This is a genomic window from Pseudonocardia xishanensis, assembly GCF_039541715.1.
GTDB classification, from domain to species: domain Bacteria; phylum Actinomycetota; class Actinomycetes; order Mycobacteriales; family Pseudonocardiaceae; genus Pseudonocardia; species Pseudonocardia xishanensis.
This window is the reverse complement of the sequence record NZ_BAABGT010000075.1, coordinates 95,996-117,003: the sequence shown is the minus strand read 5'-3', so window position 1 is coordinate 117,003 and position 21,008 is coordinate 95,996. Positions and strand designations below refer to the sequence as shown.

The window sequence follows — 21,008 nt, the reverse complement described above, 5'->3', positions numbered from 1 at the left end:
CCTCACGCCCCATGAGCGACGGCAGGCTGGCCGCCCTGCGCGGCGGCGAGAAACCGGAGAACCTGCTCGCCGAGACCGCGTCCGGGTTCGCGGTGTTCGGCGACCACCAGAAGCTCCCCGGCTACTGCCTGCTGATCCATCGCGGGGAGGCCGAGCACCTCACCGACCTCGAACCGCCGGAGCGCACGGCGTTCCTGGAGGACCTCGCGCTGCTCGGCCAGGCGGTGTTCACCGCGCTGCGGGGGGATGCGGCCTTCCGCAGGCTGAACTACGAGATCCTCGGCAACAGCTGGCCCCACCTGCACGGACACGTCCACCCCCGCTACGTCTGGGAGCCGGACGAGTACCGCTCGATGCCGGTCTGGCGCTACCCGGACCTGCGTGAGGACCGGTGGCTGGCGGGCCCGGCACACGAGGAGCTGCGGGAGCGGATCGCGCTCGAGCTGCGGGCGCTGGTCATCGGGGGCGCCTGACCCTCGGGCGGCGGGTGACGCGACCGCGCGCGGACAGGCCAAGATGAGCGGGTGACTCGCAGGCTCGCCGCTCTCGCCGCCCTCCTCGTGCTGCCCCTGCTGCTCCTCGCGGGCACCGCCGCGGCCGACGCCCCCTTCCGCGTCGCGGACCGGATCACCGACCGCGCGGGGGTGCTGGACCAGGCCGGGCGGTCGCAGGTGGAGCGGGCCGTGGCGCAGCTGCGCAGCGAGAAGGGCTGGGACCTCTACGTCGTCTACGTCGACTCGTTCGACGGGCGGGACGGCGCCGCGTGGGCGGAGGCCACCGCGCAGGCCTCGCAGCTCGGCCGCACCCAGGTGCTGTTCGCCGTGGCGACCGGCGACCGGGTGTACGGCACGTCCTTCGACCAGGACTTCCCCCTGTCGCAGTCCGCCACCGACTCGATCGAGTCGAACGACGTGCAGCCGCGGCTCGCGCAGTCGGACTGGGTGGGCGCCGCGGTGGCCCTCGCGGACGGGCTGCGCTCCGGGGGATCCGGTGGCGGCTCCGGGAGCGTCGTGCCCTATGTGGTCGGTGGCGCGGTCGTCGTCGGCGGTGGGGCGTACCTGGTGTCGCGGCGCCGCCGGAGGACCGCCGCACCGGCGGAGGCCCCGGCACCCGAGCCGGTCGATCCGTTCCCCGGCGAGTCCACCGAGGACCTGGGCTTCCGCTCCAGCCAGGCGCTGCTGGACGTGGACAACGCCGTCGGCACCTCCGAGCAGGAGCTCGCGGCGGCCCGCGGGCACTTCGGCGAGGAGGCGGTGGCGCCCTTCGCCGCGGCGCTGGCCCAGTCCCGCGCGGACATGGTGGCCGCGTTCGAGATCCGGCAGAAGCTGGACGACGAGGTCCCCGAGACCGAGCCCGAGCAGCGGGCCATGCACGCGGAGATCATCCGGCTCGCCGCGCAGGCGGACGACCGGTTGGACGCCCAGGTTGAGGCGTTCGACCGGCTACGCGCGCTGGAGACCGACGCAGCCGGGTACGTCGACGGGCTCGCCTCGCGACACTTCGGCCTCACCGCCCGGGTCCCCGAGGTCGAGGCCGCGTGGGAGGCCCTGACCGGCCGGTACGCCGGGCCTGCGCTCGCCCCGGTCGCGGACAACCTCGCCCAGGTCCAGGCCCTGCTGGCCGCGGCGGACAAGGAGATCGGCGAGGCCCGCACCCAGCTGGGCGCGTCGAAGCCCGCGTACGCGGTGGTCGACGGCCGCGCCGCCGAGGACGCGCTCACCCAGGCCGAGACCCTGCTCGACGGGATCGGCCGCCACGAGTCCGCGCTGGTCGAGGCCGCGGGACGGCTCGCGGGCGCCCGCGCCGAGGTCGAGCAGGACGTCGCCGAGGCCGCCGCGCTGCCGGGCGTGGACCAGGCCGTCGTCGCCCGGGCACGGGCGTCGCTGGGCGCGTCGGACGAGGCGGCGGCGGGGTCGGGCGGCGGCAGTGGTGCAGGCGACGGGGGTACCGGCGGGCGGCTGCCCGATCCGCTGGCCGCGCTGCACCTGCTGGAGGAGGCGAGCGTCGCCCTGGACCAGGCCATCGCGGACGCCCGCGAGGCGGCGGAGCGCGCCCGACGGGCCGCGGCGGCACTGGACCAGGCGCTCATCCCGGCCCGGGCGGCGGTGTCCGCGGCGGCGGACTTCGTGGCGACCCGTCGCGGCGCGGTCGGCACGCAGGCACGCACCCGGCTGGCCGAGGCCCAGCGGCACCTGGCGGCGGCGACGGCGGGCGGCGACCCGGTCGTCGCGCTGCGGGAGGCGCAGCAGGCCGAGGCGATGGCGAACCAGGCCCTCGACCTGGCCCGATCGGACGTGAACCAGTGGTCCGGGGGCGGCGGTGGCGGCCGGGGCGGGAACGTCGGCGTCGACTTGGGCAGCCTCGTGCTCGGCGGCATCCTCAACGAGGCGATGCGCGGCGGCGGCTACCGCGGCGGATCACGGGGCGGCGGGGGTTTCGGTGGCGGCCGCTCCCCCGGCAGCTTCGGCGGCTCCGCGAGCCGCGGTCGCCGAGGCGGCGGCGGTCGCTTCTGACCCGCGCTGAGGGCACGTTTCGTGCGCTCAGCGCTGCATGATCGGCGGTGGCATGCGCTCGGCGCTGCGGCGGGCGCGCTGAGAGCACACTCCTGCCGTCAGAGCAGGGCGCGGATGGACCGCTCGAAGCCTTCGACGTGCGCCTTCGCCAGCTCCGCGGCCCTCTCCTCCTCGCCCGCCACGACGGCGTCGAGCAGGGCGGCGTGCTCGTGGACGTGGCCGGGGAGGGCGGGCAGGCGATCGAGGAACAGCACCCAGATCCGGGTGGCGAGGTTGTCCAGCCGGACGCAGACGTCCTCGAGGTGCGGGTTGCCGGTGGCGCGGTAGAGGGCACGGTGCACCTCGACGTCCGCCCGCAGCAGCTCGCGGGGGGCACCCCCGGGGTCGAGCGCGGCGATCCGCTCCGCGAGCCCGGCCAGCACGGCCCGGTCGGCGTTCCCCGCGTCCCGGGCCGCGGACCGCGCGGCCACCGGCTCCAGCGCGAGCCGCACCTCGGACAGGTGCGCCAGGTCCGTGATGTCGACGGCAGTGGCGAACGTCCCCCGCCGCGGGTAGGCCACGACGAGGCGGTCCCCCTCGAGCCGCTTCAACGCCTCCCGCACCGGTGTGCGCCCGGTGCCGAGCTCGGCGGCGAGCCGGTCGTCGTTGAGCGGGTCGCCCGGACGGATCTCCAGCATGACGAGCCGGTCCCGGATCACGGCGTAGGCGCGGTCGGCCAGCGACTCCCCCACCGCGACGGCTGCGATGCTCACGCTCTGCTCCCCTTGACCCGCGGACGATCCGGCGCCTACCGTACCCGATGACTGATATACCAGTCCACGCCTAGTCGTCGACCAGGAGCGCGTCATGCCCCTCGCCACGCGGAGATCTGACGTGGAGCCCCTGCCCGAGCACCCCGACTTCCTCTGGCGCACGCCGGAACCGCGGAAGTCCTACGACGTGGTGATCGTGGGCGGCGGCGGGCACGGGCTGGCCACCGCGCACTACCTCGCGAGGAACCACGGCATCACGAACGTGGCGGTCCTGGAGAAGGGTTGGCTGGCGGGCGGGAACATGGCCCGCAACACCACGCTGATCCGCTCCAACTACCTGTGGGACGAGTCCGCGGCGATCTACGAGCACGCCCTGAAGCTGTGGGAGGGCCTGGAGGAGGACCTCGGCTACCCGATCCTGTTCTCCCAGCGCGGCGTGCTGAACCTGGCCCACACCGAGCAGGACGTCCGCGACTCCGTCCGGCGGGTGGAGGCCAACCGGCTCAACGGGATCGACGCCGAGTGGCTGGGCCCGGACGAGGTCGCCGAGATCTGCCCGATCGTCAACGTCTCCGCCGACATCCGCTACCCGGTGCACGGCGCGACCCACCAGCCCCGCGCCGGGATCGCGAAGCACGACTACGTGGCCTGGGGCCTGGCCCGCCGCGCGGACGAGGCCGGGATCGACCTCATCCAGGACTGCGAGGTCGTCGGCTTCCGGACCGACGGGGACCGCGTCACCGGGGTGCGCACCACGCGGGGGGACATCGCCTGCGGCACGGTCGCGTTGTGCGCCGCCGGGCACACGTCCGTGCTGCTGGACATGCTGGGTGTCCCGGCGCCGCTGCAGTCGCACCCGCTCCAGGCGCTGGTCAGCGAGCTGCTGGAGCCGGTCCACCCCACGATCGTCATGTCCAACGCCGTGCACGTGTACGTCTCGCAGGCGCACAAGGGCGAGCTGGTCATGGGCGCGGGCGTGGACTCCTACACCGGCTACGGCCAGCGCGGCGCCTTCCACATCATCGAGCGGCAGATGGCCGCGGCGGTGGAGCTGTTCCCGGTGTTCGCGCGAGCGCACCTGCTGCGGACGTGGGGCGGGATCGTGGACGTCACCCCGGACGCCTCGCCGATCGTCGGGCACACGCCCTACTCCAACGTCTACCTCAACTGTGGCTGGGGCACAGGCGGGTTCAAGGCCACCCCCGGCATCGGATGGTGCCTGGCGGACACCGTGGCGAACGGCCGCCCGCACGAGTTCGTCGCCCCCTTCGCCCTCGACCGGTTCACCACCGGCGCCCTCGTCGACGAGCACGGCGCCGCCGCCGTCGCGCATTAGAACCGCGCACTGGAACCGCGCACCAGGAGAGTCATGCAGCTCATCGAGTGTCCGCACTGCGGCCCCCGCGAGGAGGTCGAGTTCCACTACGGCGGCCAGGCCGGGGTCGCGTACCCCGCCGACCCGGCCGCCCTGTCCGACGAGGAGTGGGGGCGCTTCGTGTTCGTGCGCGCCAACCCCAAGGGCCTGCTGAGCGAGCGGTGGTCGCACTCGGCGGGGTGCCGCCGCTGGTTCACCGCCGTCCGCGACACCGTGACGTACCGGTTCTCGTCGTGAGCCGCGTCGACGGGTACGGGCGCATCGACCGCTCGCGGGTCCTGCGCTTCACCTTCGACGGCCGCGAGTACACCGGGCACCCCGGGGACACCCTGGCCTCTGCCCTGCTGGCCAACGGGGTGCGCGTGATCGCGCGCAGCGTGACGTTCGACCGCCCCCGCGGGATCACCGCCGCCTGGAGCGAGGACCCCACCGGGCTCGTCCAGGTCGAGGAGCCCTTCCCCGAGCCGATGCTGCTCGCGACCACGATCGAGCTGGTCGACGGGCTGGTGGCCCGCTCGATCGCAGGGCGCGGGCGGCTCGCCGAGGTTGCGGACACCGCGCGCTACGACCGCCGGTACGCCCACTGCGAGACCCTCGTCGTCGGCGCGGGGCCCGCCGGGCTGCTCGCCGCCCGCACCGCCGCCCGCCGCGGGGACCGCGTGGTCCTGGTGGACGACCGGCCCGCCGCGGGCGGGTCGCTGCTGGGCACCGAGCGGATCTGCGGGCGCTGGGCGTTCGAGTTCGTCGCGGACACCCTCGCCGAGCTGAGGGCGAACCCGGACGTGCGGGTCCTGTCCCGCACCACCGCCTTCGGCCACTACGACGACGGGTTCGTCCTGGCCCTGGAGCGTCGCACCGACCACCTGGAGTCCCCTCCGGAGAGCCTGTCCCGGCAACGGGTCTGGCGGATCCGGGCCGGCCACGTCGTCGTCGCGACGGGGGCGCACGAGCGGCCGATCGTGGTGTCGGACAACGACCGCCCGGGGATCATGCTCGCCGCCTCCGCCCGGGACCTGCTGCACCGCCACGGCGTGCTCGCGGGCCGCAGGGTCGTGGTCTTCACCAGCGACGACGCCGCCTACGCCGCCGCCGCGGACCTGGCGGAGGCGGGCGCGGAGGTCACCCTCCTCGACGCCCGCCCCTCACCCGCAGCGGAGCGGGCGGTGCAGCGGTGCCTCGCCACCGGGGTCACCCTCCGCGCGGGCGCGACCGTGACCGGTACCCGGGGCGGTCCCGACGGGACGGTCTCCCACGCGCTGACCGACCGGGGGGAGCCGGCCTGCGACCTCCTGCTGCTCTCCGGCGGCTGGAACCCCACCGCCCACCTCTTCTCCCACGTCCGCGGCACCCTCGCCTACGACGCCGAGCTGGGTGCCTTCCGGCCGGGTGGGCCCGTCGCGCACACCACCGTCGTCGGGGCGGCCAACGGGACGTTCGACCTCGCGGGCTGCCTGGCCGAGGGGAAGGGCGAGACCCCGGAGCCGCTGCCCCGCACGAACCTCGTCCTCTGGCGGACCGAGGGCGACCCGGCGACGCAGTTCGTCGACCTCCAGCGGGACTCGACGGTCGCGGACGTCGCGCGGGCCGTGGGTGCGGGGATGCGCAGCGTCGAGCACGTCAAGCGCTACACCACGATCGGCACCGCGCACGACCAGGGCAAGACGTCCGGGGTGATCACCACCGGCATCACCGCCGAGCTCCTGGGCGTCCCGGTCGCGGACCTGGGCACCACCACGTTCCGCCCGCCGTACACCCCGGTCGCCTTCGCCGCACTGGCCGGGCGCGAGCGGGGCAGGCTGTTCGATCCCGAGCGGACCACGATGCTGCACGCCTGGCACGTCGCGCGCGGAGCGGTGTTCGAGGACGTCGGGCAGTGGAGGCGACCGCGTTACTACCCGCAGCCCGGCGAGACCGGGTTCATCGAGGACAGGGACACCGCCGTGCTGCGCGAGTGCGCGGCCGTGCGCACGTCCGTCGGCATCCTGGACGGCTCCACCCTCGGCAAGATCGACGTCCGCGGCCCGGACGCGGGCGCGTTCCTCGACATGATCTACACCAACCTGATGTCGAGCCTGAGGCCCGGCCGGGTCCGCTACGGCGTGATGTGCGGGCTGGACGGCATGGTGATCGACGACGGCACGGTCCTGCGCCTCGCCCCCGAGCGCTTCCTCGTGTACACCACCACCGGCGGCGCGGCCCCGATCCTCGACCACATGGAGGAGTGGCTGCAGACGGAGTGGCCGCACCTGCGCGTCACGCTGACCTCGGTGACCGAGCAGTGGGCCGTGTTCCCCGTGGTCGGGCCGCGGAGCCGGGACGTCATCGGGGCGTTCGCGCCGCACGTGGACGTGTCGAACGAGGCCTTCCCCTTCATGACCTATACCGACACCGAGGTCGACGGCGTCCCGGTCCGGCTGGCCCGGATCAGCTTCTCCGGCGAGCTGGCGTGGGAGGTGAGCGTCGACGGGTGGCACGCCCCCGCCGTCTGGGCGCGGTTGCTGGAGCTCGGTGCGCCGTACGGGATCACGCCCTACGGCACCGAGACGATGCACGTCCTGCGCGCCGAGAAGGGCTACCCGATCATCGGGCAGGACACCGACGGCACGGTCACCCCGCAGGACCTCGGGCTGGGTTGGGCGGTGTCGAGGAGGAAGGCCGACTTCCTCGGCAAGCGGTCGTTCACCCGACTGTCCAACCTGGACCCGCTGCGCAAGCAGCTCGTCGGGCTGCTGCCGGAGGACCCGTCCTACAGGCTCCCGGAGGGCTCCCAGATCGTGGAGCTGACCGACGAGCTGCCCCCGCCCCCGGTGCCGATGCTGGGCCACGTGACGTCGAGCTACCGCAGTGCCGCGCTCGGCCGTACCTTCGCGTTGGCGCTGGTCGAGGGCGGGCACGCGCGGATCGGCGAGCGCCTGACCGTCCCGGTGGGCGGCGACCTGGTCGCCTGCGAGGTCACCGGTTCCGTGCTGTTCGATCCCGAGGGGACCCGCCGCGATGGCTGACCTGCTCACCCGCACGGGGGCGCTCGACGGCTGGGCGGGCCGGTTCGCCGCCCTGCCGGACTCGGTGACCCTGTTGTCCGAGCCCTTCCACGCGATGGTCGCGGTCCGCCTCGCGGCAGGCCCCGCGCTCCCCCCGGACCCGGCCGCGCTGCGCGGGCTCGCCCCCGCACCCGGCCCGAACGCGTGGACGCAGGGCGACCGGGTGGACGCCGTGTGGCTGGGCCCCGACGAGGTCCTCCTGACCAGCCCCTTCCTCTCCCCCGCCGAGCTGTGCGAGCGGAGCGGCGGCACGGACGTCTCGGCGCAGCGGACCACGATCCGCCTGCGCGGCGCCCACGCCCGGGACGTCCTGGAGACCGGGTGCGCGATCGACCTGCACCCCCGGTCGTTCGGCACCGGCTCGGCTGCGGTCACGATGCTGGGGCAGGCGAACGTCGTGCTCCTGGCGCTGGGGGAGAACGACTATCGGGTCCTCGTCCGGTCCTCGTTCGCCGCCTATCTGGCGGAGTGGCTGATCGACGCCGCGCAGGAGTACAGCACGGTCGAGGACACCTGATGACCGTCTCCGCGTTCGACCTGTTCAGCGTGGGGATCGGGCCGTCGAGCTCGCACACGGTGGGGCCGATGCGGGCCGCGCACCTGTTCGTCGGGCGGCTGGCGCGCGAGGAGTTGTTGGAGCGGGTCGCGCACGTGCGGGCCGAGCTGTTCGGCTCGCTCGGAGCGACCGGGAAGGGGCACGGGAGCGTCGGGGCGGTCGTGCGTGGGCTGGCGGGCGAGGAGCCGGAGACCGTCGACCCGCGGTCGTCCACCGTGGAGGACGTCCGGGCCACCGGCAGGCTCCGGCTCGCCGGCAGGCGGGAGATCGGCTTCGCCTGCGGGGACGTGGTGCTGCACCGGCGCCGCACCCTCCCCTTCCACCCCAACGGGATGCGCTTCCGTGCCGCCGACGCGACCGGCACCGCCCTGCTCACCGCCGAGTACTTCTCGGTGGGCGGCGGGTTCGTGGTCGACGGCACCCCGTGGCGGCCCCCGGCGGTGGAGGTCCCGCACCCCTTCTCCACCGGCGCCGAGCTGCTCGCGCGGTGCCGCGAGACCGGGCTGCGCATCAGCGACCTGGTGCTCGCGAACGAGTGCGCCCGGCGTCCGGAGGCCGAGGTCCGCGCCGGGTTGCTCGCCCTGTGGGCGGTCATGCAGGAGTGCGTGGAGCGCGGGTCCCACACGGGCGGGGTCCTGCCGGGCGGCCTGCACGTGCGACGGCGGGCGGCGGCCATGCGCGAGGCGCTGGAGGCGGAGCAGGCCGATCCCGCGGAGTGGGTGACCCTGTTCGCGCTCGCCGTCAACGAGGAGAACGCGGCGGGCGGGCGGATCGTCACCGCCCCCACGAACGGCGCCGCCGGGATCGTCCCCGCGGTGCTGCACTACTACCGGCGGTTCTGCCGGGGCGCCGACGACGACGGCGTCGTCCGCTTCCTGCTCACCGCCGCCGCCGTCGGCAGCCTGTTCAAGGAGAACGCCTCGATCTCCGGCGCCGAGGTCGGCTGCCAGGGCGAGGTCGGGTCGGCCTGCTCGATGGCCGCCGCCGGGCTCGCGGAGGTCATGGGCGGCACCCCGGAGCAGGTGGAGAACGCCGCGGAGATCGGGATCGAACACAACCTCGGCCTGACCTGCGACCCGATCGGCGGGCTCGTCCAGATCCCGTGCATCGAACGCAACGCCGTGGCCTCGACGACGGCGATCACCGCGGCCCGGATGGCGGTGCGGGGCGACGGGACGCACCACGTCAGCCTCGACAAGGCCATCCGGACCATGCGGATCACCGGTGCGGACATGAAGACGAAGTACAAGGAGACCAGCCGGGGCGGCCTGGCCCTCACCGTCGTCGAGTGCTGAGTCGCCAGGCCACGAGCGCGTAGCCGCCGAAGATCGCGATGGCGCCCGCGAAGGGCGGGTCGACGGGGACCATGAGGATCCCGATCAGCCCGTACAGGCCGGAGGCGAGGGCGGCGCGGCGCAGGACCCGGCGCTCACCCCTCAGGAGCGCGGGCACGGCACCGAGGACGACCAGGCCGATCACCAGCACCGTCGTGCCGATCACCAGGAGCTCGGCCAGGCGGGCGTCGTACCCGCCGCGCTGCGTGACGGCGACGACCGTGACCGCCACGAGGTGCATCACCGCGGGTACCGCGGCGGTGAGTCCGACCAGTGCGGTCGGCAACGCGATCGCGAGGTCGGCACGGCTGCGGGCGGGCGAGCCGGGCCCCCGGAGGGGCCGGGAGTGAGCCTCGCGGGTCGGTGGGGGGCCGTTCACGGCGCGCTCCGGTCGCGGAGCAGGGCCACGCCCAGCAGGCCGTAGGGCACCAGCATCACGGCGAGCAGGATGTCGGTGACCGGCCCGGCCGTGCCGAAGAAGGGCACCGTCGCCGCCATGACGAGCACGATCAGCAGCGGCAGGCCCCGCCACGGCCGGGCCCACGCCTTCGTCCGCAGCGCGAGGACCGCCGCGGTCACGGCCCAGCCGAAGAGCAGGAACGTCCCGGCGATGTAGAAGGCCTCGGCATCCCGGCGGACCACCACGGACACGACGTTGCCCAGCACCACCCCCAGGGCGCCGAGCACTCCCACCGCCGTCGCCCACGTCGCGCGCCTGCCGACCGCGCCCGCGAGCTGTAGACCCACCGGTCCCGCCGCCAGGAGCAGCCACCCCAGCCCCAGCGCGAGCCCGACCCAGGTGAAGCCCGGCTGCCCGGGTTCCACCGGGTTCGCCAGCCGCTCCATCCCGACCCCGATCGCGAGCACTGCCCCGACCAGGCACGACATCCCCCACGGTCTCGTGGCCGGTGCGGTGGTCGTTCCCGTCGTCATGTGTGTGTCCATGGCGGGCAGGGTCCGCGCCGGGCGTCCCGGGCGGCCAGGGGCAGCCGTCCCGACGCCATCGGGACGCTGACCGGTGATCGCCGAGAACCGGAGCGGTCACGACCCGAGGCCGGCCTCCCGCGCCTTGACGATCGCGGCGGACCGGTCCGTGACCTGCAGCTTCACCAGCACCGCGGACACCAGGTTGCGAACCGTCTTGGGCGCGAGGCCCAGCCGTTCGGCGATGGCGGCGTTGCCGAGCCCGCGGGCCACGAGGTCCAGCACCTCCCGCTCGCGGGCGGTGAAGCCGGCGAAGGGCTCCGCGCGGCCCGCCGCGAGCCAGCTCGCGAGCCGGTCGGCCAGGGCGCTGCCGAAGACCGCCTCCCCGCGGGCGACCGCCGCGACGGCATGGAGCAGCTCGTCCGGCTCGCTCTCCTTGAGCAGGTAGCCGCGGGCACCGGCGCGGACGGCGTCCACGACCCGGGCGTCGGCGTCGTCCATCGTGAGCACGAGGATCCGGGCGCCCGGATCGGCCGCGCGGATCCGACGGGTGGCCTCGACCCCGCCGCCGCCGGGCATGTGCAGGTCGAGGACCAGGACGTCCGGGCGCAGGTCGGCGGCCAGCGCGACGGCCTCCGCCCCGGTCCCCCCGACCCCCACCACCTCGTGCCCCGTCGCGCGCAGCAGCCCCGCGACCCCGTCGCGGAAGAGGGGGTGGTCGTCGACGAGCACCACGCGGAGCGTCATCCGGTCGCCCCGACCTCGGCGGTGACCTCGGCGTCGCGGAGCGGCAGCCGGGCGACCAGCCTCGCTCCGCCGCCGGGCGGGGCGTCGAGCTCGACCTCCCCGCCCAGCTCCGCGGCCCGCTCGCCCAGCCCGACGAGCCCGACGCCGGCGCGCACCCCGCGGGGCCATCCCACGCCGGAGTCGGTCACCGTGATCCACAGCGCGGCGTCGCGAACCCTCAGGTCCACGGTGCACCGTTCGGCGCCGGAGTGCCGCGCGGCGTTCGAGATCGCCTCGACGGCGATGCGGAAGGCCGCGACCTCGACCGCGGCGGGCAGCGCGGGCACCTCGCCGGTGACCTCCACCGCGATCCCGTGCCGCGGCTCCCGCAGCGCCGCGAGCAGGCCGGACGCGTCGAGCGCGGGCGGGCGCAGGTCGTAGGCCAGCCGCCGCAGCCCCGCGGCCGCGGCGGTCGCGTCCCGCCGGAGGGCCAGCAGCTCGGCATCGGCGACCGCGACCCTGTCCCGGAGGACCGCCGCGTCGACCGCAGCCCCCGCGGTCGGCGCCGTCGGCACGGTCGGCCCCGTGGCCGCGGTCGGTGCGGACCGCTCGGTCGGGTCGGCGACGTCCGGGACTCCCGTGGTGAGCATCCTCCGGGCCGTCTCGGCGCGGAGGGCGAGGGCCGCGACGGAGGGGCCGAGCTCGTCGTGCAGGGTGCGGCGCAGCCTGCGGCGCTCCTCCTCGCGGGCCAGCACCAGCGCCTCGCGGGAGCGGCGCAGGTCCAGGTCGAGCCGCACGACCCGCACGGCCGGGCCGAGCTGGCGGGCGAGGTCCTCGACCAGCCGCAGGTCGGCGGGCCCGAGCCGCTCGTCGGCGCCGCGCGGGGCGACCAGCAGCGCGGCGATCTCCTCCCCCCGATGCACGACGGGCTCGCGGTGCGTCCCGTACCCCGGGTCCCGCCCGGCGACCACCGGCTCCTCCCCCGGCAGCACGACCGCGACATACGGCACCCGCAGGGCCCCGGCGAGGTCGTCGGCCGCGGCGGGCAGCACGTCGGCGGGCCGGATCGTGGCCGCCAGCCGGGTGCCCAGACCGCGCAGCACGGCGTAGGGGTCGTCCCGGTCGCCGTAGAGCAGGTGGTTCACCGTGCGCTGTAGCCGCACCCGCAGCGGGTTCAACGCGAGCGCCACGGCCAGGACGCCGACCAGCGCGGCCGGGCCTGCGCCGAGCAGGGCGGCCAGCGCCGTCGTCACGCCGAGGTACAGCAGCACGACCGCGGCCGTGAGCACCGCGTAGACCACGCTGCGGCCCGCCACCCGGTCCAGGTCGAACAGCCGCAGCCGCAGCAGGGCGACCGTGAGCGCCGCGACGGAGAGCAGGCCGGGCAGCCCGATCCACCCCGGCGGCAGCAGCGGCGCCCCGAACAGCGCGGGGACCAGGAACAGACCGAGCGTCAGCGCCCCGGACGAGAGCCCGCCCGCGCCGACCCAGCGCAGCTGCTGCCGGGTGGTCGCGTCGCCCGCGACGCCTGCCGCTCGGAACCGCCGGATCCCGATGATCAGCGACCCGCCGAGCGCGGCGACGGTCACCGCCGTCTGCACCACGACCACCCCCCCCCCCCGATCCAGCCGGGCGAGCCGAGGGGCCCCGGGACCAGCAGGGCCGCACCGGCCAACAGCACCAGCGGCGCCGCGAGCACCGGGCCCGCCCGCACCCGTCGCTCGGGTGCGGGGAAGATCAGGGTGAAGAGCACCAGCGCCCCCCACGCCAGCGTGTAGGCCCCGATGACCAGCCCGAGGAAGAGCCCGCGCGGCCACCCCTGGACCGCCGCGGGCAGCCCGAGGAGGGTGGCCGCCGAGCTGGCCGTCAACGCCGCGGCCAGCACTGCCGCGGCCCGGACGGCCGGATCGGTCCGGCGGCGCACCCACGCGTACCCCGCCAGGGCGGCCAGCGCGAGGGTGAACACCGGGATCGACCAGCCCGCCGCCAGCGCGGGACCGATCCGGGGAGACCCCGCGGGCTCGACGGCCGTGCGCCCGCCCGCCAGGACGTACTCGGTCCCCCCGAGCACCGGCCGCGCACCCACGATGACGTCGCCGGGGCGCAGCGCGGCGCACGGTCCGCGCAGGTCGGGATGCAGGCCGTCGACCTGCCAGACGGTGGCGTCGGGGGTGAGCACGGCGCAGTCACCCGGGGTCTGCGACCACCAGGTGACGTACCCGGCGCCCGCCGCGAGGACGACGCCCACCAGCACGACCGCCGTCCGCCCCATCTCGCGTCCCCTCTCCCGCCCACCTTCACTGAGCGGGAGGGGGCGTCCAGCAGTACGTCAGCGGCGGATGACCACCGTCAGCGCCTCGTGGGCGGCGGCGCTGCCGAAGACGTCGTAGGCCTCGTCGATCCGGTCGAGGGAACTCGTGGGAGTCCACGGCGATCACCCGCGAGCGAGGTGTCGGCGAAACGGGACCGCGCCGGACTTGGACAGCCGCAGCGCCCGCAGCGGGAGATCGCCGGGACCGGCACCCGGTCGACTAGACGACCCCGCGGTCGTGCAGGCCCGCCAGCTCGCGGTCGGACAGGCCGAGGACCTCCGTGAGCACCTCGTCGGTCTCCCGGCCCAGGATCGGGGTCGCACCCGCGTCCCCGTGCTCGCCGTCGAAGCGGATCGGCGAGCGCGCGGTGATGCCGCTCGTGCCGTCCTGGAGCGTGAGGTCGGCCAGGACGGGGTGGGCGCCGGTCCGGTGGGCCGTCACGACGTCCGTCATCCCCTGGTAGCGGCCCCAGAGCACCCGCGCCGCGTCCAGCTCGTCGGAGACGGTCTTGGAGTCCCGGGCGAGGAACCACGGCTTGAGGACCGCGGCGATCGTGTCCCGCAGCCGGTACCGCTCCGCCTCCTCGGTGAGGTCGGCGGACAGCGCCTGCTCCAGCGCGGCGAACACCTCGTTGGTGCCGGTCACCGACGTCAGCGCCGACCACTGCCCGGGGGTGAGCGCCACGACCATGACCCGTTGCCCGTCCGAGCAGGCGAAGTCCACGCCGAACGAGCCGTAGACGTGGTTGCCGTGCCGCGGACGTTCGGTGCCCCGCTCGGCCGCCTCGGACAGCCAGCCCAGGTTGGCGACCCCGGCCAGCGCGACGTCCGACAGCGCCAGCTCGACGAACGTCCCCCTCCCCGTCGACGCCCGGGAGTACAGCGCGGCGAGCACCGCGGTGGAGACGGACAGGCCGGTGACCAGGTCCCACGCGGGCAGCACGTGGTTGACCGGTGCCGCGGTCTCCTCGGTACCGGTGATCTGCGGGATCCCGACCTCGGCGTTGACCGTGTAGTCCACGGCGGGGCGGCCGTCCGGATACCCCTGCACGCGCACGTGGATCAGGTCCGCGCGCCGCGCAGTCAGCGCCTCGTGGGACATCCACCGCCGCCCGACGACGTTGTCCACCAGCACCCCCGCCGCGGCGACGAGCGAGACCACCAGCTCGCGGCCCTCGTCCGACCGCATGTCCACGGCGACCGAGCGCTTGCCCTTGTTCAGCGAGGCCCAGTAGAAGGACTCCCCCGCCCGGTCGACCGGCCAGCGCAGGTGGTCCGAGCCGCCGCCGAGCGGGTCGATCCGGATCACCGAGGCGCCGAGCTGGGCGAGGGTCATCCCGCCCGTCGGCCCGGCGACGAAACTGGCGCACTCGACGACCTGCAGACCCTCCAGCGGCCGACTCATCGCTCGTCCTCCCAGGTCAGCACCAGCCGGCCACGGGTGCCGCCGGCCTCGAGGCGGGTGTGGGCCTCGGCGGCGCGCTCGGCCGGGTAGGTGTCGGCGACCCGCAGCGTGACCGCGCCGGACTCGGCGAGCACGCGCAGCGCGTCCAGCCGCTCGCGGTCCTCGGCGATCTCGCGCACCCGCACCGGGTGCCAGCTGATGCCGCGCTCGGGTGGGCCCTCGTAGCCGCGGACCGTCGCGATGCGACCGCCGTCCCGCACGGCGGGGATCAGCTCGTCCCCCTGCAGCGAGCCGTCCGCGAGCACGTCGACGGGGCCCGCGGCCTCCAGCATGCGCTGGGCCACCCCGTCCCCCCGGCGCACGACGACGTCCGCGCCCAGCCCCTTGACCAGCGCCTCGTCCGCTTCGGAGGCGTCCGCGACCACGCGGAGCCCGGCCGCGGCGGCGAGCTGGACCACGTAGCCGCCGAACGCCCCCGCGGCCCCGGTCACGCCGATCGTCGAGCCGGGGGCGGGATCGAGCAGGTCCAGCGCGCGACGCGCGGTGAGCCCGTTCATCGGCAGGGTCGCGGCGTGGACGTGGTCGGCGCCCGCGGGCGCGGGGACCACCGATCCCGCGGGCACGACGACGAGCTCGGAGTAGGCACCGTGGGTGCCGTCCGGCACCACGATCGCCATCACCGCGTCGCCGAGCGCGAGCCCGCCGCCCGCGCCCTCACCCAGCTCGTCCACGATCCCCGCCGCGTCCATCCCGGGGACGTACGGCGGCGGGTCCTTGCGCTGCTGCTCGGCGCGCGATCCGTCGCGCACGCCCGTGTCCGTGGGGTTGACCGCGGCCGCCCGCACCCGGACCCGGACCTGCCCCGGCCCCGCGTGCGGCTCGGGCACCTCGACGATCTCGAGGGCCTCGGGCCCACCCCACTCGTTCACCCCGACGGCACGCATGACCCCGACCCTACGGTGGGCTCAGCCGGCCTGCTGCTCCGCCAGGACCTCCACCCCGACGGGGGCGTCCCCGCGCAGCGTGACGCGGTGCATGACCCGGCGCGCGTCCCCGTAGTCGCGGTTGGCGTAGTGGACCGTGGCGCGGTTGTCCCACATGGCGACGTCGCCCTCCGCCCAGCGGTGCCGGACGATGTGCTCGGGCTTGGTGATGTGGGCGTGGAACAGGTCCAGCAGGTGGCGGCTCTCCGCCTCCGACACGCCCTGGATCCGCTCGGTGAAACCGGGGTTGACGAACAGCGACCGCCGCCCCGTCTCGGGGTGCACGCGCACCACCGGGTGCACGACCGGCTCCAGGCTCGTGACGGTCTCGCCCTCCCACACGCTGCCCCGGCCCTGCCGCCGCTGCGCGAGGTAGTAGCCGAACTCGCGGTTGCCGTCGTGCACCGCGTCCAGCTCGTCCGCCAGACGCTGCACGGCCGGGGAGAGCGACTCGTAGGCCAGCTCCAGGTCCGCCCAGTTCGTGTCGCCGCCGGACGGCGGCAGGGTGACCGCGCGCAGGATCGAGCCCAGCGGCGGGCGCTTCATGAAGGTGACGTCGGTGTGCCAGACGTCCGAGAAGCCGTTGTCCGCGGAGTCCAGGGCGTAGATCTCGGTGTGCTCCTCGTCGATGCCCGGCACCACCGGGTGCGACGCGGTGAGCTCCCCGATCCGGTTGCCCAGCCGGACCTGGCCGGTGGGGTCCAGGTCGTGCTGGCCGCGGAAGAAGAGCACCTTCCGCTCGGTGAGCTGGGCCCGAATCGCCGCGACCTGCGCGTCGGTGGCGGTGGCGAGGTCGACGTCGTGGACGATCGCGCCGAGGCGCGGGCCGAGGGGTTCGAGGTTCAGGGGGACGGCGCGAAGCGACACGGGAGGACTCCTGTGCTGGGGTGGTCGGGTGAGGGAGCGGAGCGCCGCGGCCTCAACCGAACCAGTTGCGCACCGCGGATCCCGTCCAGATCAGGTCGACGTCCGCCGGACACAGGGAGCCGTGAGTCCGGCACAGGTCGACGTGCAGTCGCGCGACGAGCCGGAGGTCCACGTCGTGGATCGTCGTCCTCCGTGGCCGGGCCTGCAAGAGTGGCCGCCGTCACGAGCCCCGTCGACTACTCAGCGTCGGTGGCTCAGTACTGTCCGTGCATGGAGCTCGGCTACCTCACGCACGTCGGCGGGCTGGGCTCCCCGCGCGACGCCTATCGCGACACCGTGGCGCTGGCCGTCGCCGCCGAGGCCGCGGGGTTCGACTCCTTCTGGGTCGCCCAGCACCACAACAGCGAGGCGCAGGGGCTCCTCCCGTCGCCGTTCGTGCTGCTCGCGGCCGTGGCCCAGGCGACCCAGCGGATCACGCTCGGGGTCGGCGTCGTCGCCGTGACGCTGGAGGACCCGCGCCGGGTCGCCGAGGACGCCGCGGTGCTGGACACGCTGTCCGGGGAACGGGTCGCGCTGGGTGTCGGAGCCGGGTCGGACCCCGCGGCGTCGGCGCTGTTCGGGCGGAACCACGAGCGCAGGCACGCCGAGTGCCTCGAGGGCGTGGACCGGCTCCGGGCGATCCTGGGCGGCATCACGCTGGTCCCGGACGCTCCCGGGCTGCTGGACCGGATGTGGTGGGCGACGGGGTCGGCACGGGGTATCGACGCCGCCGCGGCCCGCGGGATCGGGGTGCTCTCCGGGCGGCCGCAGGGGGCCGCGAACGATCTCGAGCGGTACTGGGCGCGCACGGCCGCCGAGCCCCGCGTCGCGGTGTCCCGGCTGATCCGGGCGGGTGAGCCCGCCGAGGAGGTCTCCGCCCGGCTGCGCGCCGATCCGGCGCTGACCTGGGCGACCACCCTGGTCGTGCAGACCCAGCCCACGCGGACCGACCTGGCCACGCACCGCCGGACGCTCGCGGTCGCGCTCGAGGCACGTGAGCGGTACCTCACCGCGTCGAGGGCCAGCTCCGCCGGACACGTGGCGGGTGTCCGGGTCCGTTAGGCAGGATGGGCCGGTGACGAACACCGAGCAGCGCCCCAGCGGCCTGGACCTCCGTTGGGTCGACACCGGGACCCGCCCGCAGGACGACCTGTTCACCCACGTCAACGGCACGTGGCTGGCAGGCCACGAGATCCCGGACGACCGGGCACAGGACGGCGCGTTCCGCGACCTGCGCGACCGTGCCGAGGAGGACGTGCGCGCGATCATCGAGGGGGCGTCTCCCGACGGGGGCTCCGAGGCACGCCAGGTCGCGGACCTCTACGCCTCGTTCATGGACACCGCCCGCATCGAGGAGCTGGGCACCGCGCCGCTGCAGCCGCTGCTCGCGGAGATCGCGGAGGCTCCCGACAAGGCCGCGCTGGCCGGCGTGCTCGGCCGCAGGCAGCGACAGGGGCGAGCCGCCCTGTTCGGCGCGTTCGTGGGCACGGACGCCAAGGACTCCTCGCGGTATCTCGTGCACCTGTCGCAGGCCGGGCTCGGCCTGCCGGACGAGTCGTACTACCGCGAGGAGCAGTACGCGGAGATCCGCGCGGCGTACGTGACGCACCTGGCGAAGCTGGCCGGGCTCGTCGGGCTGGAGGACGTCTCGGCCACCGTGATGGACCTGGAGACCCGGCTCGCCGCGGTCTCCTGGGACCGGGTGACCAACCGGGACGCCGAGAAGACCTACACGCTGATGACCTGGCCCGCGGTGCAGGCGAACGCCCCCGAGTTCGACTGGGCGTCCTGGTACGCCGCGCTGCAGGCGCCGGACGGGTCGTTCGACGAGGTCGTCGTGCGGCAGCCGTCCTTCCTGGTCAAGGCGGCGGAGCTGTGGGCGGAGGTCCCGCTGGAGGACTGGAAGGCCTGGCTGTCGATCCGGGTCGCGTCGGCGTGCGCGGACTACCTGTCCGACGCGGTCGTGGACGAGGACTTCGACTTCTACGGCCGCACGCTCTCCGGCACCCCGGCCCTGCGCGAGCGCTGGAAGCGCGGGGTGTCCGTGGTGGAGGGGGCGGTCGGGGAGGCCGTCGGGAAGCTCTACGTCGAGCGGCACTTCCCCGCGTCGTCCAAGGAGCGGATGGTCGAGCTCGTCGCGAACCTCGTCGAGGCGTACCGGCAGTCGATCTCCACCCTGGACTGGATGTCGCCCGCGACCCGGGAGCGGGCGCTGGAGAAGCTGGGCAAGTTCCGGCCGAAGATCGGCTACCCGGACAAGTGGAAGGACTACTCGTCGTTGGTCGTCTCCTCGGACGACCTGCTGGGCAACATGCTCCGCGCGGCCGAGTGGGACTTCGACTACGACCTCGCGCGGATCGGCGGGCCCGTCGACAAGGACGAGTGGCTGATGACCCCGCAGACGGTCAACGCCTACTACCACCCGCGGATGAACGAGATCGTCTTCCCGGCGGCCATCCTGCAACCCCCGTTCTTCGACCCGGAGGCGGACGACGCGGCCAACTACGGCGGCATCGGCGCGGTCATCGGTCACGAGATCGGCCACGGCTTCGACGACCAGGGCTCGCGCTACGACGGCGACGGCAACATGACCGACTGGTGGGAGGCCGCGGACCGCGCGGAGTTCGACCAGCGGAGCAAGGCGCTGATCGACCAGTACTCGGGGCTCTCCCCCGCCGGGCTGCCCGAGCACAAGGTCAACGGGGCGCTCACCGTCGGCGAGAACATCGGCGACCTGGGCGGGCTGACCATCGCGATCAAGGCGTACCGGATCGCGGTGGAGGGCACGGAGCCGCCGGTCATCGACGGCTTCACCGGCCTACAGCGGGTGCTGATCGGCTGGGCGCAGGTGTGGCGGGCGGCGACCCGGGACGCGGAGGCGATCCGCAGGCTCGCGGTGGACCCGCACTCGCCGCCCGACCTGCGCTGCAACGCGGTGGTGACCAACCTGGACGCCTTCCACGAGGCGTTCGACGTGCAGGAGCAGGACGCGCTGTACACCCCGCCGTCGGAGCGGGTCCGCATCTGGTGACCGTGCGCGGTCGGTGGTGCCGGAGCACCACTGACCGCGCAGGACCTCACGGGACCAGGACGTACTTGCCGACCGCGGTGCGCTCGGCGTAGCGGCGCAGGACCGCGGCGGCGTCGGCGAGCGGGGCCTCGACGGGCACCGGCGGGTGGATCTCACCCCGCCCGACCCGCCCGACGACGTCCGCGAGCAGGGCCGCGTTGCCCGCAGGCCCCGCGACCTCCCGCGCCCAGTCGCCCCAGTCCACGCCGACGACCGTCCGGTTGCGCAGCAGCACGATGTTCGCGGGCAGCCGCGGGATCTCCCCCGACGCGAACCCGACCACGCAGAACCGCCCGCCCGCCCGCAGCGCCCGCAGCGAGGACTCGGCCGCGGGGCCGCCGACGGGGTCGATCACGACGTCCGCGCCGCCGTCCGTCGCCGCGCGGATGCCGTCCTTGAGGTCGGTGTAGTCGATCGCCGCGGTGGCGCCTGCGGCGAGCGCCGCCGCCCGCTTCCCGGCCGACGACGCGACGGCCAGCACGCGGGCACCGAGCCCGTGCGCGACGTCCACCGCGGCCAGCCCGATCCCGCCGCCCGCCCCGAGGACCACGACCCACTCGTCCTTCTCGACGACGACCCGGTGGGTCACCGCGAAGACCAACGTCGAGTACCCCTCCAGCGCCGAGGCCGCGATCGCCGGGCTGACGCCCTCGGGCAGCGGCACCGCCGAGACCGCGGGCAGCACGGCGTGGGTGGTGTAGCCGCCGTAGCCCATGATCGACCCGACGACCGCACCGCCGACCCGGCTCGGGTCCACCCCGTCGCCGACCGCCAGGACCGTGCCCGCGACGGCCGCCCCCGGGGTGAAGGGCAGCGGCGGCCTGACCTGGTAGCGGCCCTGCACGATCAGCCCGTCGACGAAGCTGACCCCCGCCGCCTCGACCCCGACGAGCACCTCACCCGGCCCCGGGGTCGGATCCGGCTCCTCGACCGTCGAGAGCAGCTCCGGATCCCCGAACTCGGTACACAGCACGCGCAGCATGGTCACCACTCTGACCGACGCGGGCTCCCCCTCCCACCCCGGACACCCCCGGCGAGGCCTCACGCGCCTGCCGACGCGCCGCATCGCCCCGAGATCCACACTCCGGGAGCCACGCGGTCGATTCCCGACC

General features: G+C 74.9%; 19 protein-coding genes. 9 read left to right on the top strand and 10 right to left on the bottom strand.

Annotation, left to right across the window (positions count from 1 at the left end; all coding sequences use genetic code 11):
- Positions 1-11 precede the first annotated feature (11 nt).
- Positions 12-473 carry an HIT family protein gene (locus ABD993_RS24145; RefSeq protein ID WP_345422766.1) on the top strand — a complete coding sequence of 154 codons (462 nt, stop codon included), beginning with the start codon at positions 12-14 and terminating at the stop codon, positions 471-473.
- A 51-nt stretch (positions 474-524) separates the two neighbouring features.
- On the top strand, positions 525-2,513 hold the full coding sequence (locus ABD993_RS24140) for a TPM domain-containing protein (protein ID WP_345422763.1): 1,989 nt from the start codon (positions 525-527) through the stop codon (positions 2,511-2,513).
- Between the two features lie 98 nt (positions 2,514-2,611).
- Here ABD993_RS24140 and ABD993_RS24135 read toward each other — a convergent pair whose 3' ends face one another.
- Positions 2,612-3,265, bottom strand: a complete 654-nt coding sequence (locus tag ABD993_RS24135; RefSeq protein ID WP_345422760.1) for a GntR family transcriptional regulator — start codon at positions 3,263-3,265, stop codon at positions 2,612-2,614.
- Between the two features lie 121 nt (positions 3,266-3,386).
- Here ABD993_RS24135 and ABD993_RS24130 point away from each other — a divergent pair, with 121 nt between their 5' ends.
- From ABD993_RS24130 to ABD993_RS24110, 5 genes are read left to right on the top strand one after another with little or no spacing between them, the layout of a single operon-like run.
- Positions 3,387-4,601 (top strand): sarcosine oxidase subunit beta family protein, encoded by a 1,215-nt coding sequence (locus tag ABD993_RS24130; protein WP_345422757.1) that lies wholly within the window; start codon positions 3,387-3,389, stop codon positions 4,599-4,601.
- A gap of 33 nt (positions 4,602-4,634) precedes the next feature.
- Entirely contained in the window at positions 4,635-4,877 is a 243-nt protein-coding gene (locus tag ABD993_RS24125) for a sarcosine oxidase subunit delta (RefSeq protein ID WP_345422754.1), read from the top strand.
- Positions 4,874-7,642 (top strand): 2Fe-2S iron-sulfur cluster-binding protein, encoded by a 2,769-nt coding sequence (locus tag ABD993_RS24120; protein WP_345422751.1) that lies wholly within the window; start codon positions 4,874-4,876, stop codon positions 7,640-7,642. Before ABD993_RS24125 ends, ABD993_RS24120 begins: the two co-directional genes overlap by 4 nt.
- The gene (locus tag ABD993_RS24115; RefSeq protein ID WP_345422748.1) at positions 7,635-8,198 is read left to right on the top strand and encodes a sarcosine oxidase subunit gamma; all 564 of its coding nucleotides are present in this window, start codon (positions 7,635-7,637) and stop codon (positions 8,196-8,198) included. The genes ABD993_RS24120 and ABD993_RS24115 overlap by 8 nt, the downstream gene beginning before the upstream one ends.
- Complete coding sequence (locus ABD993_RS24110; RefSeq protein ID WP_345422745.1) at positions 8,198-9,532, top strand: L-serine ammonia-lyase; 1,335 nt, start codon at positions 8,198-8,200, stop codon at positions 9,530-9,532. The genes ABD993_RS24115 and ABD993_RS24110 overlap by 1 nt, the downstream gene beginning before the upstream one ends.
- Here the strand turns inward: ABD993_RS24110 and ABD993_RS24105 are convergent.
- The 8 genes from ABD993_RS24105 to ABD993_RS24070 form a co-directional block, all read right to left on the bottom strand.
- Complete coding sequence (locus ABD993_RS24105; protein WP_345422742.1) at positions 9,513-9,950, bottom strand: hypothetical protein; 438 nt, start codon at positions 9,948-9,950, stop codon at positions 9,513-9,515. The genes ABD993_RS24110 and ABD993_RS24105 overlap by 20 nt on opposite strands.
- Entirely contained in the window at positions 9,947-10,504 is a 558-nt protein-coding gene (locus tag ABD993_RS24100) for a hypothetical protein (protein WP_345422739.1), read from the bottom strand. Before ABD993_RS24100 ends, ABD993_RS24105 begins: the two co-directional genes overlap by 4 nt.
- 108 nt (positions 10,505-10,612) lie before the next feature.
- Positions 10,613-11,242: a response regulator gene (locus ABD993_RS24095; protein WP_345422736.1), complete on the bottom strand. Its 630-nt coding sequence runs from the start codon at positions 11,240-11,242 to the stop codon at positions 10,613-10,615.
- Complete coding sequence (locus ABD993_RS24090) at positions 11,239-12,822, bottom strand: sensor histidine kinase (protein ID WP_345422733.1); 1,584 nt, start codon at positions 12,820-12,822, stop codon at positions 11,239-11,241. Before ABD993_RS24090 ends, ABD993_RS24095 begins: the two co-directional genes overlap by 4 nt.
- A complete protein-coding gene (locus ABD993_RS24085) occupies positions 12,807-13,493 on the bottom strand; it encodes a hypothetical protein (protein ID WP_345422730.1) in 687 nt (228 codons plus the stop codon). Before ABD993_RS24085 ends, ABD993_RS24090 begins: the two co-directional genes overlap by 16 nt.
- A gap of 259 nt (positions 13,494-13,752) precedes the next feature.
- Complete coding sequence (locus ABD993_RS24080) at positions 13,753-14,937, bottom strand: CoA transferase (protein ID WP_345422727.1); 1,185 nt, start codon at positions 14,935-14,937, stop codon at positions 13,753-13,755.
- Positions 14,934-15,881 (bottom strand): NADP-dependent oxidoreductase, encoded by a 948-nt coding sequence (locus ABD993_RS24075; RefSeq protein WP_345422724.1) that lies wholly within the window; start codon positions 15,879-15,881, stop codon positions 14,934-14,936. Before ABD993_RS24075 ends, ABD993_RS24080 begins: the two co-directional genes overlap by 4 nt.
- A gap of 21 nt (positions 15,882-15,902) precedes the next feature.
- Complete coding sequence (locus ABD993_RS24070; RefSeq protein WP_345422722.1) at positions 15,903-16,787, bottom strand: TauD/TfdA dioxygenase family protein; 885 nt, start codon at positions 16,785-16,787, stop codon at positions 15,903-15,905.
- Between the two features lie 270 nt (positions 16,788-17,057).
- Between ABD993_RS24070 and ABD993_RS24065 the strand changes: the two genes are divergently transcribed.
- Positions 17,058-17,888 (top strand): LLM class flavin-dependent oxidoreductase, encoded by an 831-nt coding sequence (locus ABD993_RS24065; protein ID WP_345422719.1) that lies wholly within the window; start codon positions 17,058-17,060, stop codon positions 17,886-17,888.
- 13 nt (positions 17,889-17,901) lie between these two features.
- Positions 17,902-19,857 carry a M13 family metallopeptidase gene (locus ABD993_RS24060; RefSeq protein ID WP_345422716.1) on the top strand — a complete coding sequence of 652 codons (1,956 nt, stop codon included), beginning with the start codon at positions 17,902-17,904 and terminating at the stop codon, positions 19,855-19,857.
- A 46-nt stretch (positions 19,858-19,903) separates the two neighbouring features.
- On the opposite strand, the gene ABD993_RS24055 is transcribed toward ABD993_RS24060, so the two are convergent.
- Complete coding sequence (locus ABD993_RS24055; protein WP_345422713.1) at positions 19,904-20,878, bottom strand: zinc-binding dehydrogenase; 975 nt, start codon at positions 20,876-20,878, stop codon at positions 19,904-19,906.
- Positions 20,879-21,008: the final 130 nt, after the last annotated feature.

Bases quoted from the DNA above. Each gene is read 5' to 3' on its own strand.
- ABD993_RS24065 (WP_345422719.1), top strand. From the start codon at position 17,058: ATGGAGCTCGGCTACCTCACGCACGTCGGCGGGCTGGGCTCCCCGCGC.
- ABD993_RS24055 (WP_345422713.1), bottom strand. From the start codon at position 20,878: ATGCTGCGCGTGCTGTGTACCGAGTTCGGGGATCCGGAGCTGCTCTCG.
- ABD993_RS24095 (WP_345422736.1), bottom strand. From the start codon at position 11,242: ATGACGCTCCGCGTGGTGCTCGTCGACGACCACCCCCTCTTCCGCGAC.
- ABD993_RS24145 (WP_345422766.1), top strand. From the start codon at position 12: ATGAGCGACGGCAGGCTGGCCGCCCTGCGCGGCGGCGAGAAACCGGAG.
- ABD993_RS24080 (WP_345422727.1), bottom strand. From the start codon at position 14,937: ATGAGTCGGCCGCTGGAGGGTCTGCAGGTCGTCGAGTGCGCCAGTTTC.
- ABD993_RS24085 (WP_345422730.1), bottom strand. From the start codon at position 13,493: ATGGGGCGGACGGCGGTCGTGCTGGTGGGCGTCGTCCTCGCGGCGGGC.
- ABD993_RS24125 (WP_345422754.1), top strand. From the start codon at position 4,635: ATGCAGCTCATCGAGTGTCCGCACTGCGGCCCCCGCGAGGAGGTCGAG.
- ABD993_RS24115 (WP_345422748.1), top strand. From the start codon at position 7,635: ATGGCTGACCTGCTCACCCGCACGGGGGCGCTCGACGGCTGGGCGGGC.
- ABD993_RS24100 (WP_345422739.1), bottom strand. From the start codon at position 10,504: ATGACGACGGGAACGACCACCGCACCGGCCACGAGACCGTGGGGGATG.
- ABD993_RS24110 (WP_345422745.1), top strand. From the start codon at position 8,198: ATGACCGTCTCCGCGTTCGACCTGTTCAGCGTGGGGATCGGGCCGTCG.
- ABD993_RS24075 (WP_345422724.1), bottom strand. From the start codon at position 15,881: ATGCGTGCCGTCGGGGTGAACGAGTGGGGTGGGCCCGAGGCCCTCGAG.